Raw genomic sequence first — 13,343 nt, 5'->3', positions numbered from 1 at the left:
GGGATGCGTGCTCAGGTGAGCAGCGCGCCCAACCCGAACATGAGCAGGATGTCGAGGTAGAGCACCGCCGACACCGCGAGTCCGGTCAGGTACAGCGCGGCCTGCACGACCGCCGTGCGTCGCCGCCCGAGCAGGAACGCCGCCGCGAACAGCAGCACGGGTAGCAGGATCGCGGCGATGAGCACGACCCATCCGAGCCCGGTGATCGACGTCTCGAGCGCCGTCGCGATCCCGGCCATGCCGATCAGGTTGCCGACCGCCTCCCACGCGTCGTACGCGAAGAACAGGCCGAACCCGATCGCGAGGGTCATCTCGAGCCAGAACGGCACTCGGCGCACGGGAGCCTCGGCCTCGGCGGTCATACCGTCACCCCCGCCACGAACGCGACGGGCAGGAGCACGACCGCACCGACCAGGAGCCAGACGAGACGCGCCCTGGTGCGACCGCGCGTCAGCGCGAACGTCACGCCGAACCACAGCGCGGGCGCGAGCACCGCGAGCCACATGCCGAGCGCGAACATGAACTGCCCGAGCGGCTCGGCGGCCGTGTTCTGCACGCGCAGCACGCTGAGGATCCAGCCCAGCGTGTAGAGGAGGTACACCCCGCCGAACACGCCGAGCAGCACGAGCTCGGCCGAGCCGGGCTGGGTCGCGGCCGCCTGGTCGGCTTCGCCCGCCTCGTCGGCTTCATCGACCGTCGAAGCGGATGTCGCGGCATCCGTCGTCTCATGCTCGACCGCGGATGTCGCCGCGGCGTCACCCGTCGAGGCGAGCGGAGCCGGCGTGCCGACGCGCTTCCACCCCGGCGCGAGCGCCGCGTCGTCGCCCTCCCAGCGGAGTGCGTCGTCCTCGTCGGGGTCCGGGCTCATGCGACCAGACTAGCGATCCGGACGACGCACCCGGCGCCGGGCGTGAGGGTGTCAGTGGCCGGCCGGGCCCAGTCGCCGCTCGACCAGGTCGCGGTACTCGGTACCGAACGCCGGACCGCCGACGTCGAGGCGACGCTCTGCCTGGTCGCGGTAGACGTCGCCGGCGACCGGCGGGCTGACGTCGAGGCGGCGCTCAGCCTGGTCGCGATAGACGTCGCCGGCCACCGGCGGGCCGACGTCGACACGTCGCTCCGCCTGATCACGGTAGAGCTCGCCTCGTGCAGGTCCGAGTTCGCGTGAGAGCTCCGACCGCCGCTCGGCGAGGTCGCGGTACGCGCTTCGCTGTTCGGCGACCTGGGCGGCGGACATCCCGTCGGCGACCGCTTCGACGGACTGACCCGCGCAGGATGAGACGGCGAGGCCGGCCGAGGCCGCGAGCAGGCCGGCGGCGATGGTGCGCTGGATGTTCTGCGTGGTGTTCATGACGGCAGGTTCACTCGCGCCGGTATGGTCCCGCGGCGGGATCGGTATGGAACGGGTATGGATGGGGCCACCCGTTCGTTGACAACCTGTCGCACCGCGCCCACACTGCAGTTGTGGAGATCCGAGTCCTCGGTGACCTCACGATCGACGGCGGACGACTCAGCCCGAAGGAGCGTTCCCTGCTCGCCGCCCTCGTCCTTCGATCCGGCAATGTCGTCTCACCGTCCGAGTTGGCGGACGCGGTGTGGGGCGATGACCTGCCGTCCACCTGGCGGAAGCAGCTGCAGGCCTTCGTGGTCCAGATCCGGCGGGCGCTCGGAACCACCGCAGTCGCGACGCTCCGCACCGGGTACCGACTCCGCGTCGACCCCGAATCGATCGACGCCGCACGATTCGAGCGATACCTCGACGACGCCGGCAGGCATCGCGCGAGCGGCGACCCGGCTCGCGCGGTGGACCTGATCGAGCGCGCCCTCTCGCTCTGGACGGGTACCCCGTACGCCGACCTGGCGGACTGGCCGGCCGCCGTCGCCGAGGCGGAGCGGCTGCATGAGATCAGGGCCGAGGGCGAGGAGGACCTGCTGTCGGCGCGGCTCGAGTGCGGCGAACACCGCACGGTGGTTCCCGACGCGGAGCGACTGGTGCGCGGCGACCCGCTTCGAGAACGACGATGGGCGATCCTCGCGACCGCGCTGTACCGGAGCGGCCGCCAAGCCGACGCGCTCGCGGCGCTCCGAACCGCTCGCGATCGACTCGCCGACGACCTCGGCATCTCCCCCGGCGATGAACTTGTCTCACTCGAATCGGCGATCCTCAATCAGGACCCCGCTCTCTCAGCGCCCGACGCGCCCTTGCCGGGAAACGCCGATTGCCCATATCGCGGACTGCAGCCGTTCGGAACCGAGGACGGGGAGGCGTTCTTCGGGCGCGACGCCGACGTCCGCGCGGCGTTGAACCGGCTCGAGGGCGCCCCGTTCCTCGCCATCTCGGGCGCGTCCGGGAGCGGCAAGTCCTCGCTCCTGCTCGCCGGCATCGTGCCCGCACTCCGCGCGCGCGGCGAGCACGTGGTCGTGATCGGGTCGGGTGCGGCACCGCTCCCCCGCTTGCGCGCCGCACTCGTCGAGCAACGCGACGGCGTCGCGGTCGTCGACCAGTTCGAGGAGCTCTTCCACTCCGGGCTCTCCGACACGCACATCCGCGAGGCGAGTGCGCTGATCGCGGGGGCCGTGGCGATCGGAAGACGCGTCATCGTCGCGGTGCGCGCCGACTTCCTCAGCGTGTGCGCCGCCGAGCCCGGGATCGGACCGCTCTTCGCCGAGTCGGTGCACCTGGTGGGACCGCTCACTCCCGAGGGCCTGCGCAGCGCGATCGAGGGGCCGGCAGCGCTCGCCGGGCTCCGGCTCGAACCGGGGCTGGTCGAACTGATCCTGCGGGATGCCGCGGGCGCTCCCGGAGTGCTTCCGCACGTCTCGCATGCCCTCGTCGAGACCTGGGCTCGTCGCGAGGGTTCGACGCTGACCGTGGCGGGATACGAGGCGTCCGGTGGAATCTCGGGCGCCATCGCGCAGTCGGCCGACCGGCTCTACCTCTCCCTCGATCCCGAGGCCCGAGCGACGTGTCGGTCGACCTTCCTCAGACTCGTCGAGATCGGGGCGGATGGCGCGCCCGTTCGCCGGCGCATCCCGATCCGGCCGATGCGGCAGGATGCCGCGCACGATCGCCTCCTCTCAAGCCTCGCCACCGCGCGATTGGTCAGCGCCGAGGAGGACTCGCTCGTCGTCGCCCACGAATCGCTCGCCACGGCCTGGCCAAGGCTCCGCGACTGGCTCGAGGCCGACGCCGACGGCCTCCGTACCATGCGCGCGCTCGCCGGTGCTGCTGACGCGTGGCAGGCGGGCGGGCGATCGGAGGAGGACCTGTACCGGGGCGCACGCCTCAATTCCGTCCTCGCCTGGCGCGATGGCGCAGATCCCGACCTCACCGAGACCGAGATCGCATTCCTCGACGCGTCCGAGCGCCAGGAGCGCGCCGCCGTCGAGGAGATCGAGCAGCGCGCACGGCACGACCGCACGCAGAACCGTCGACTGCGCGTCCTGCTCGCATCGGCGGTCACCCTGTTCGCCGTCGCCGTCACGGCCGGCGGCTTCGTGGCAGCGGGATCCAACGAGACGTCGCAGCAACGCCGGACGGCCCAGATCGAGGCGCTCTCGAACGCGGCGCTCTCGTTGGGGGCGATCGAGCGCGATGTCGCCGCGCTGCTCGCGGTCGAGGCGTACCGCCGCTGGCCGGACGATGCCCGGACCCGCTCCGCCCTGATGGACGTGATGACGCGCTCGCACGGCCTCCTCGCGACGACGTACCTCGAGGATGTCGCGAACATGTCCGGCATGCTCATCCCGGGGACCCGGCGCGCGGTCGCCGTCACCTCGGACAAGGTTGCCGTCTACGACATCGAATCGGGCCGTGTGCTGTATCCCCTCGACCTGCCCATCGAACGGCCCTGGGTGGACAGCCGATACGGACCGGCGATCAGCGGGAACGGAGAACGGGTCGCGAATGCTCGCCCACTGGTCGACGATACGGGTATTCAGGTCGGGACGGAGCTCGCGGTGGCCGACGTCGCGAGTGGTGACCTGGTCGCTCCGCCGATCGAGTTCGACGTGCTGCTCAGCTCCATCACGATGGATCACGATGGACTTCTGATCGCGGCGATCGATCAGGTCGGTTCGCTCCGCCTGATCGATGCGGACAGCGGCGCGGTGAGGCAGGTCACCGGCACCGCGGTCCATGAACCGGAATGGAACACGGATCGCGCCGGCACCATCCGATTCACGCCCGGGGGAAGCCTGGTGTACGGCACCGCGGAAGGGCCGCTGCTCGTCGTGGACCCGTCGACGACCGCCGTGGTGGCCACGGTATCGATGCCCGAGCAATCGGCCAACGTCTCCATGACAGTGGTCTCCGACTCGCAGGTCGTCATCACCGGTGATCGTCGGATCTCGTCCGTCGACCTCGCCGCGGGCCGGGTCGTGTGGTCGCAGCCCTTCGCCTCCACCGCGAATGAGCCGTGCCCATGGGTGACGGCGTCCGTTGCGCTCCGGACCGTGTACTGCGGTACCCATTACGGGCAGATCGAGGAACGCAGCCTCGACACCGGCGCACCGACGAGCCGCTCGTTCGGGTCGCACCTCGGCTTCGTCGGGCCTATGACAGTAGTGGAAGACCGCCGGGAGCTCGTGGTCGCCGGTCGCGGTAGAGCGGTCACCCGCTGGATGCTCGATGGATCCGGCGCGGTCACACGGCTGCTCGCACCGGGGTGGGTGATCCGCGACGAGTACTCGCCGACGGATTCGAGCCTCATCGTCGCTCGCCGAATGGCCGACGCGGAGTGGTGGGGCGACTACCGGGAGTTCGCGGTGCTCGACACGCATTCCGGGGAGCTCACGCTCCGCCTTCCCACCCCTTCGTTCGGTGTCAGGTGGGCGGGAGCGTCGACTCTCGTCGGCGACTTCGGTGGCGAAGGCCCGGAACGCACCGGCTATCTCGACCTCCGAACCGCCGAGACCTTCTCGGGAGACGCACTGCCCGACGACACCGAGAACGTCTGGACGAACGCGACGGGCGACCTGATGTATGTCGGCCGGGTCGGCGGCGAGATCTGGACCGTCGACCCGGAGACCGGCCGCCGTATCGAACCCACGCTGCATACCGACGGTGGCGATCCGGCGTTCGTCTCGACGAGTCCCGAGGGGGACCGCGTGCTCGTCACCAGCTGGAACTCGGAGTACACACCCGATTCGATCCTGTTCGATGCGGAGACCGGGAAGCGGATACAAGTCGGGCTCGTGGGTCTCGGCATCACCTCGCTGACTTCGCGGGACGAGGTGGTCAGCGTGTTCCGCAACCGGTCGATTTTCCGCTACGACGCCGAGACCTTCGAGCGCATCGGCTCCCTGCCGAGCGGGACTGGCGGACTCGATCGCGTGAGCGTCAGCGACGATGGCCGGACGATGGCGGCGTACGACCTGAACGAGACGGTGTCCGTCTACGACCTCGTCGAAGGGCTCAGGCTCGGCAGTCCCATTCCTGTGGCGGGCGAATGGAACTTCCCCGGACAGGGGACGTTCTCTGGCGTGATCCGCGGCGATGGACAGGAACTCGCGGTCAACGTCACGTCGGGCATCGCCGTGTGGGATCTTCGAACGTCCTCGCATGCAGACGCCGCGTGCCGGATGGCCGGGCGCGACCTCACTCGCGTCGAGTGGAACGCCTACCTGTCCGAGTTCGGCCCGTATCGATCGACGTGCGGGTTCGGGGGCACTCCGCCGGGGAGCGAACCGGACGGCTGATTCCGGGCCGGCCGTGCGCCCCGTCGTGACCGCCGCGCTCACCCCAGCGCGAGGATTCGCAGGTGGATGTAGACGTCCGGCGCTGCCGAGGTTCCGCGCACCTGACGGTGCTCACGCGGGTCGGTATCGTCCAGCGGGACACGCGGCGGTGGGACGGGCTCGATCGATCGGTCGTCCTCGATCGGCCGCCGCGGGGAGGGCTGGACCTCGGAGGTCGGCCCACGGTCCACGTCCATCTGCTGACGCAGGTTGGGCTGGACCTCCCGGACGCTCTGCCCACCATCCGCCTCCATCATCTGACGCAGGTTGGCCTTGACGGAGGCATCGGCCTCGACCGCGTCGACGGTGATCGGCGTGGTCGCGAGGGCGCATCCGAGGACGATCGCGGTCGCCGCCCGGAGTGGTCGGGTGCTGGTCGTCGTGTTCATGTCTTCGACGATCCGCCGCCGCGGTATGGGCCTGGCCCCCGGACGGTATGGGTCCGGTATGCCGAACGGCCCGCCCGAGCATCTGGGGCGGGCCGCTCGACGGGTCGAGGCCGTCACTCCGCAGTGGTCGGATCCGGAACGGCGGACTCCGCCGCCATGCGGGCGCGGACGAGGAGCTCGTTCACGTAGCGATCAGCGGCTTCGTGGGGCGACCGGGTGGCGAGTTCGTGGCGCACCGTGAGCTCGCTCAGGTAGCGGTCGGCCGCCGAACGGACGAGGGACTGGTGGAGAGCTGCCGAGATGGGAGCCCGGTTGGCGGCGGGCGCCGCCGCTCGGTCGGACAGCGACGCGTTCTCAGCGGTCGCGCATCCGGCGAACGTGGCCGCCAATGCCACGAAGGCGGCGGTGGCGGTGAGGCGAAGGGTGGTGGATGTGGTGTTCATGCCATCCACGCTGCGCCGACCGGGTATGCATCCGGGCGCGACCGGTATGCACACGGTATGCGCCGTATGCGCGCATCGTTGACGCCGGACCCGCGACGGCGAAGAATGCGGAGCATGAGCGTCGGCGTCTTCGGCCCGCTCAGCCTCGAGGGGGTCTCGCTGCGACCGCGGGAGCGCGCAGTGCTCTCGGCCCTCGTCCTCCGCGCCGGTCGGCCGATCACGACCGACGAGCTCGCCGAGGCGCTCTGGCGCGACGACCTCCCCGGGACCTGGCCGAAGCAGCTTCAGGCGTCGATCGGCCGGCTGCGAACCGCCATCGGACGCAACGCGATCGAGACGACTCCGGGCGCGTACACCCTGCGAGTCGACCCCGACACGGTCGACGCCGAGCGATTCGACCGGCTCGCGGCATCCGCCCGCCGGTATCTCGACGAGGATCCCGCCCGCGCCCTCGACGCGGCGGAGCGGGCGCTCGAGCTCTGGCGCGGCACGCCGTACGCCGACCTCGCGTCATGGCCGCCGGCCGTCGTCGAGGCGGGACGCCTCGACGAGGTGCGGATGGAGTTGGAGGAAGTGCGGGTCGATGCGCAGCTCAGGCTCGGCGAGGCTGCAGCCGCCGTGCCTGACGCGGAGCGACTCGTGAAGGCAGCACCATTACGCGAGCGACGCTGGGTGCTGCTCGCGACGGCGCTGTATCGCAGCGGCCGACAGGCCGACGCGCTCGCGGCCATCCGCGCGGCGCGCACGCGACTCGCCGACGAGGTCGGCGCCGAGCCGGGCGCAGAGCTCTCGGCGCTCGAGCTGGGTATCCTGCGCCACGACGAGGCCCTCGACGTGGTCGACGCTCCCGCGAGTCCGAGCACCACCTGCCCGTATCGCGGGCTGCAGCCGTTCGGCGTCGACGATGAGGAGGACTTCTTCGGACGTGATGCCGACATCCAGTCGGCGCTGGCCCGCCTCGGCCGGTCCCGCTTCCTCGCCGTCTCCGGTGCCTCGGGCAGCGGCAAGTCCTCGCTCGTCCGGGCCGGCGTGGTTCCGACGCTGCAGCGGCGCGGCGACCGCGTCGTGATCCTCACTCCCGAGCACGACCTCGACGTGCGGATCCGCGAGGCGGTGTGGTCCGGGCGCACCGACGTCGTGGTCGTCGATCAGTTCGAGGAGGTGTTCCACGCGGGCGAGGCCGACCTGGATGCGGCCGCCCGTGCGATCGGCGAGGCCGCGGTGACGGGTACCACGGTCATCCTCGTCGTGCGCTCCGACTTCCTCGACGAGTGCGCGAGCCACCCCGACCTGGCACCGCTCGTCGCCGAGGGCGTGCACCTGGTCGGCCCGATGGCGCCGACGGCCCTGCGCGAGGCCGTCGAGGAACCCGCGCGGCGGGCCGGTTTGCGCCTGGAGCCGGGGCTCGTCGAGCTGATCCTGCGGGATGCCGCCGGCGAGGCCGGCGCGCTTCCCCACTTGTCGCACGCGCTCGTCGAGACGTGGCTCCGCCGCGAGGGCGCGACGCTGACGGTTGCCGGCTACGAGGCATCGGGCGGCATCTCGGGCGCCATCGCGCAGTCGGCCGACCGCCTCTACCAGTCCATGGACGCCGATCAACGCGTGACGTGCCGCTGGCTCCTCCTGCGCTTGGTGGCGCTCGCCCCCGACGGCAGCGCCGTCCGCCGCAGGGTGCCTTCGAAGCCGTTGCGAGCGGATGCTGCGCGGGAACAGGTGCTCTCGATGCTCGCCCGATCGAGGCTCGTCCTCGCGGAGGCCGACTCCTTCGAGGTGGCGCATGAGTCGCTCGCGACCGCGTGGCCCCGGCTCCGGTCGTGGCTCGAGGAGGACGCCGAGGGAGCGCGCATCCTCACCGCGGTGTCCGCCGCGGCAGAGGCCTGGAACGCCGCGGGCCGGCCCGAGGACGACCTCCTCCGAGGCGCACGGCTGCAGGCCGCCGTGGAATGGCGTGACGAGGCGCCGCGTGACCTGACCGACGTGGAGCGGGCCTTTCTCGACGCATCCGCTGCTCGCGCCACTGCGGAGCAGCAGCAGCTCCGGGAGCGGACGGAGCGGGACCGGCGCCAGAACCGGCGACTGCGCACGCTGCTCGGGGTCGCCGCGGGCCTGATCGTGCTGCTGGTCGGCGCGGGGTCGGTCGCGGTCGTCTCGTCCAATGACGCCAACGCGCAACGCGACAGCGCCACGATCGAGGCACTCGTCGCGACGTCGCGCGCGCTGCAGACTTCGGACCGCGATGTCTCCGCGCTGCTCGCCGCTGAAGCCTATCGACGGTGGCCGGATGACCCCCGCGCACGCTCGAGTCTCATGAACGTGCTCCAACGCGCGGGCGGGTTCCTCGGCACTGCCGTCCTGGCTCGGAACGGCAACCTGTACGGAGACCTCATCCCGGGCACGGAGGACGTGCTCGTGGTCACGGCCGCCGGCGATGCCGGCATTCGCGACGCCCGGACCGGTGACACGCTCCGAGAACTCGACCTCGGGTTCGATCCAGGTCCGGACGTTCCGAGTCCGCTCGTCGAGGTGAGCAGCGATGGCCGGGTCGGTGCCGTGTTGTGGTCCGCTCACACGCAGATCGGTCGCCAGCCGGGGGCCGAGACATCCACGCGGTCGAATCTCGTCGTGTTCGATCTCGAGCGCGCTGAGCGAATCGCCGGTCCGACCACAATCGACGCCGGAACGGGCGCGCTCGCCGTGAACTCCGACGGCTCGATCATCGCGGTCGCAGATTCCCGCGACGGCGGCGTGACGCTCTTCTCGACGCCCGACGGGCGGATTCGCGGCATCACCGATGAGACGGTCACGACGATCAGCGACGCCGTATCCCCTCATGCCGCCGCGCTCGCATTCGACAGCGTGGGTCGACTCCTCGTCGGCCGCCTCGACGATCGCGTGGACCTGATCGATCCTGCGTCCGCGACGATCTCTGCGCGAATGCCGGTGCCCGGTCTCTCCGCACACGCCGCCATGACCGTCGCCGCTTCCGGACTCGCGATCGCGTCGGGAGACCGCGGGCTGATCGCCTTCGAACCCGATACGCAGCAGGTGCGCTGGTCGACCGGCTTCAGCGAGGTTTCGAAGGAACAGTGCAATCGGCTCGCCGTGTCGGAGTCGAGGCAGCGCGTCTATTGCGGGAGCCGGTTCGGGAAGATCGACGTCTTCGACCTCGCGCAGGGCACGCCGGTTCCGGCCGAAGAGATGGGGCCCGTCTACGGAGATATCGGGACGATCGACGTGAGCGCCGACGGGGCGATCCTGACCGCCATCAGCGCCGGTCAGCCGATCATCACGCGGTGGCAGGTCGACGGGATGGGCCTCGGCCGTCGGCTCGTCGCGCCAGGCCACTTCCTGGCGGGAGGCTATTCCTTCGAGGGCTCGTCGGTCCTGACGGCGCCCCGGCTGACCGACGATCTGTTCGCCCAGACCAACGACGTCGGCGGGGGCAAGCGTGGGCTGACCCGACCGATCATGGACGGCGTCGACGTGCTGGACACCGCGAACGGCGAGGTCACGTACCGGGACGACGGTCCGGTGAGTGACGTCGGCTGGGCTCGAGACGGGCTGCTGTATGTGCGATCGGCTGCGGACAGGCTGTACCGGATCGTGGACACGGAGACCGGCGATCAGGTCGGGGCGCCCATCTGGGGTGTCCGTACTGTCTGGCCCTCGCTCGGCGGTTCGAGACTCCACGCGGTGGGGGACGACGGTCGGATCCAGGACATCGATCCCCGTACGGGTGAGAAGGAAGGCGACTCGTGGCGAGTCGATGGACTCCCCGACTGGATCTCGGTCGCACCCGAAGGAGACCTGATCGCCGTGACCCACTGGAGCGACGGGACGGTGGGGAAGACCGATGACACATCGACGAGCACCCGACGAGGAATGTGGTTGGCCATCGTCTCCGCCGACGATCATCGCCTCCTCTTCGATCAGCCCGCGGAGATCGAGGCCCACGTCATGCTGGAGAATCGCGGACTCCTCGGCATGGAGGGCACCCGAATGGGTCGATACGAGGTCGATCCGCTCGCGCGGACCGGGACGATCCACGGCGCGACCGGCGCCCTCGGCCACCCGTCGCTGAGTCGCGACGGCCGGACCCTGCTCGTTTCGGCTGACGGATCCGCCTTGCTCTACGACGCGATGACGGGAATCCGACTGGGAGAACCGTTCGAGACCCACGAGCAGCCCCGTGATCTGCAGGAGTTGGCCACGTACGGCATCGTGGTCTCACTGCCAGACGGAGCCATCCGCCCCGACGGCACCGAGATGGCGCTGTCGATGCCCGAGGGCGTCGTCGCATGGGACATCGATCCCGACCACCAGTTCGAGTTCGCCTGCCGGATCGCCGGCCGGGATCTCACCGAGAACGAGTGGCGCACCTACCTCGGCGAGTTCAGGGAACCGCAGAGCACGTGCGGCTACAGTGCCGTCGACTGACGTGACGGCGGGGCCGGCCACGCCGACCCCGCCGCGGGTCACCCACCCCGGATCAGAACACGGGCGTGCCGTTCCTGACCAGCCGCCAGTTCTCGACGTGGAAGTCGGCCGGGTCGATCGTGCCCGTCGACGAGGCGTACGACACGATGGCCTCGCGGATCGCGACCTGGGCGTTGTAGACCACCGGCGCCGTCGCGATGTGCGGGAAGCCTCCGCCGCCCGACTGCCGGTAATTGTTCACGGCGACCAGGAACTGCTGGTCGGACGCGACCGGAACGCCGCCGTACGAGAGGCCGACGATGCGCGAGCCCACCGGCTGGGAGATGTCGACGCCGTAGTCGACGCCCGAGAACTGGTCGTAGTTGTAGTCGGGCGTGTTCCCCGCGTTCGTCCACGTCGCCGGTGCCACGGGCGCATCCGGAGCCACCTGCGCGAAGTACTTCGCCGAGTACTCGAGATAGTCCTTGATCTGCGCGCCGGTGAGGACGGACGCCAGCAGCGTGTTGTCGTAGATGTACAGCCCCGCGACATCCTTGATCGTCACCTGCCCGGCCGGGAAGGTCGCCGCACGGTTGAACGGCGCGGCGATCGACACGATCGGGAGCGCCGCCTCGGGCGTGCCCGCCACCGCGGCCGCGACGGTCGCGGTCTGCACGTGGTTCACGTAGTCGAGGATCGCCGTGTCCTTCCAGCACGCCTCGGCCGCCGACAGCACCTCGGTCGACACTGCCACCGGCGTGTTGACGTACGTCACGACCGCGTCGTGCTGGGCGCGGATGAGCGCGACCAGCGCCGGGTCGTCGACGACGGTGTTCGTGTTCACCGTGAGCGCCGAGCCGGAGGCGACGCTCCACTTGCCTCGGGCGAACTCGAGCTCGAGGTCGAACACGCTCACCCGCTGGCCCCAGTTCTTGGGCTCGCTGAGCACCACCTGCTTCCCGGTCTGGGCGTTCGTGACGAACCGCTGCGGCACGTCGCGATGGGCGTGACCGAACAGGATTGCGTCGATGCCGGGCACCTGCGCGGCGACGAGCGCCGCGGCGTTCTCCACCGGGAGGTCGCCGGTGTACGACGACGTGCCGCTGTCGCCGGAATGGGCACTCACGATGATCACGTCGGCGCCGGCGTCGCGCATCACCGGCACCCACCGGGTCGCGGCCTCGACGAGGTCGAGCACCTCGATCGTGCCGCTGACGTTCGCCTTGTCCCAGATCACGACGCCGGGGTTCGTGAGGCCGAGCACGCCGACCCGAATCGGCGGGCGGCCCTTCACCTTCATGGTCGTGATCGTGTACGGCGTGTAGGCGGGCACCTTCGTGCCGGCGTGCACCGCGTTCGCGGCGAGCACCTCGCAGTCCATCTGCGAGATCCAGTTGGCGAGGAAGTCGAGGCCGTAGTTGAACTCGTGGTTGCCGAGCGCGACGGCGTCGTAGCCGATCGCGTTCATCTGGGCGGCGATCGGATGGATCGCACCCGACTCGGTGACCGGGTCGACCAGCGCGTAGTAGAAGCCGAGCGGCGAGCCCTGGATGGTGTCGCCCGCGTCGAACAGGAGCGTGTGCTCGCGACCGCGATCGGCTCGGATCTGGTTGACGACGCTCGACACGCGCGCGAGGCCGATGGCGTTCCCGGCACTGTCCGAGTACGTGGCGTCCTTGTAGTAGTCCCAGTTGACGGCGTTGCTGTGGAGGTCGGACGTGCCCATGATCGTGATGGTCACGGAGCCGTCGCGGGGCGCAGCCTGCGCGGAACCGGGCCATCCGGCTGCCGCGAGCACGCTCGCAGCGGACGCGCCGACCAGCAGGTTGCGTCGGCTGAGCCCGGATGGCGCGGCGGCGACATCCTCATCCGGAACGGCGCATGAGCACCAGCGTGGCGAGGGTTCGGTGTAGGGGTGGATGTGTCGGGTCATGGGACCAGATGCGACCACACGGAGAACTCCCCTGACAAGGGGTCGAACCCGATTTGCTCATCTGCGCGTCATCGGGCGGTTTCCCGGGGGTCTGCGCAATCCGCGGCGCGCTGATCGGCGAGTTCGCCGAGCATCTCCGCTCGGCGCTCGGCGAGCTCGGAGAGGCCGTCCCTGAGCTCAGCGGCGCGCTGGTCGGCGAGCTCGCGATACATCTCGGCTCGACGCTCGGCAAGCTCGAGATGCCCCTCGGTCAGTCGCGCGACCCGTGCGCTCGAGACCTGTGCGAGGGATTCGCCCGGCGTTCCCTGGCCGCACGAGGAGAGCGCGAGTCCGGCCGTGACTGCGATGAGGGCGGTGGCGGTGATGCGCTGGATGTTCTGCGTGGTGTTCATGCCAGCAGCGTCCAGCCGGGCGGTACTCGTC

General features: G+C 70.3%; 9 protein-coding genes. 2 read left to right on the top strand and 7 right to left on the bottom strand.

Annotation, left to right across the window (positions count from 1 at the left end):
• Positions 1–11: 11 nt before the first annotated feature.
• From AC3RKB_RS15480 to AC3RKB_RS15470, 3 genes are read right to left on the bottom strand one after another with little or no spacing between them, the layout of a single operon-like run.
• A complete protein-coding gene (locus AC3RKB_RS15480) occupies positions 12–362 on the bottom strand; it encodes a hypothetical protein (RefSeq protein WP_491437147.1) in 351 nt (116 codons plus the stop codon).
• Positions 359–868 (bottom strand): Asp23/Gls24 family envelope stress response protein, encoded by a 510-nt coding sequence (locus AC3RKB_RS15475; RefSeq protein WP_491437146.1) that lies wholly within the window; start codon positions 866–868, stop codon positions 359–361. Before AC3RKB_RS15475 ends, AC3RKB_RS15480 begins: the two co-directional genes overlap by 4 nt.
• Before the next feature lie 51 nt (positions 869–919).
• Complete coding sequence (locus tag AC3RKB_RS15470; protein WP_491437145.1) at positions 920–1,351, bottom strand: hypothetical protein; 432 nt, start codon at positions 1,349–1,351, stop codon at positions 920–922.
• A 113-nt stretch (positions 1,352–1,464) separates the two neighbouring features.
• Between AC3RKB_RS15470 and AC3RKB_RS15465 the strand changes: the two genes are divergently transcribed.
• Positions 1,465–5,700 (top strand): nSTAND1 domain-containing NTPase, encoded by a 4,236-nt coding sequence (locus AC3RKB_RS15465; protein WP_491437144.1) that lies wholly within the window; start codon positions 1,465–1,467, stop codon positions 5,698–5,700.
• A gap of 38 nt (positions 5,701–5,738) precedes the next feature.
• Here the strand turns inward: AC3RKB_RS15465 and AC3RKB_RS15460 are convergent, their stop codons facing one another.
• Together AC3RKB_RS15460 and AC3RKB_RS15455 are read right to left on the bottom strand one after the other, a co-directional pair.
• Entirely contained in the window at positions 5,739–6,128 is a 390-nt protein-coding gene (locus AC3RKB_RS15460; RefSeq protein ID WP_491437143.1) for a hypothetical protein, read from the bottom strand.
• Between the two features lie 113 nt (positions 6,129–6,241).
• Entirely contained in the window at positions 6,242–6,571 is a 330-nt protein-coding gene (locus tag AC3RKB_RS15455; protein WP_491437142.1) for a hypothetical protein, read from the bottom strand.
• A gap of 114 nt (positions 6,572–6,685) precedes the next feature.
• Here AC3RKB_RS15455 and AC3RKB_RS15450 point away from each other — a divergent pair, with 114 nt between their 5' ends.
• Positions 6,686–11,008 (top strand): nSTAND1 domain-containing NTPase, encoded by a 4,323-nt coding sequence (locus AC3RKB_RS15450; RefSeq protein WP_491437141.1) that lies wholly within the window; start codon positions 6,686–6,688, stop codon positions 11,006–11,008.
• Positions 11,009–11,060: 52 nt separating this feature from the next.
• On the opposite strand, the gene AC3RKB_RS15445 is transcribed toward AC3RKB_RS15450, so the two are convergent.
• Positions 11,061–12,920 (bottom strand): bifunctional metallophosphatase/5'-nucleotidase, encoded by a 1,860-nt coding sequence (locus tag AC3RKB_RS15445; protein WP_491437140.1) that lies wholly within the window; start codon positions 12,918–12,920, stop codon positions 11,061–11,063.
• A gap of 68 nt (positions 12,921–12,988) precedes the next feature.
• The gene (locus AC3RKB_RS15440) at positions 12,989–13,312 is read right to left on the bottom strand and encodes a hypothetical protein (RefSeq protein WP_491437139.1); all 324 of its coding nucleotides are present in this window, start codon (positions 13,310–13,312) and stop codon (positions 12,989–12,991) included.
• Positions 13,313–13,343: the final 31 nt, after the last annotated feature.

The sequence above is a fragment of the Agromyces capsici genome (assembly GCF_058349965.1).
The sequence above is the reverse complement of the archived record's forward strand: the minus strand, read 5'-3'. Positions and strand labels throughout refer to the sequence as shown.

Bases quoted from the DNA above. Each gene is read 5' to 3' on its own strand.
- AC3RKB_RS15445 (WP_491437140.1), bottom strand. From the start codon at position 12,920: ATGACCCGACACATCCACCCCTACACCGAACCCTCGCCACGCTGGTGC.
- AC3RKB_RS15455 (WP_491437142.1), bottom strand. From the start codon at position 6,571: ATGAACACCACATCCACCACCCTTCGCCTCACCGCCACCGCCGCCTTC.
- AC3RKB_RS15480 (WP_491437147.1), bottom strand. From the start codon at position 362: ATGACCGCCGAGGCCGAGGCTCCCGTGCGCCGAGTGCCGTTCTGGCTC.
- AC3RKB_RS15450 (WP_491437141.1), top strand. From the start codon at position 6,686: ATGAGCGTCGGCGTCTTCGGCCCGCTCAGCCTCGAGGGGGTCTCGCTG.
- AC3RKB_RS15470 (WP_491437145.1), bottom strand. From the start codon at position 1,351: ATGAACACCACGCAGAACATCCAGCGCACCATCGCCGCCGGCCTGCTC.
- AC3RKB_RS15475 (WP_491437146.1), bottom strand. From the start codon at position 868: ATGAGCCCGGACCCCGACGAGGACGACGCACTCCGCTGGGAGGGCGAC.
- AC3RKB_RS15460 (WP_491437143.1), bottom strand. From the start codon at position 6,128: ATGAACACGACGACCAGCACCCGACCACTCCGGGCGGCGACCGCGATC.
- AC3RKB_RS15440 (WP_491437139.1), bottom strand. From the start codon at position 13,312: ATGAACACCACGCAGAACATCCAGCGCATCACCGCCACCGCCCTCATC.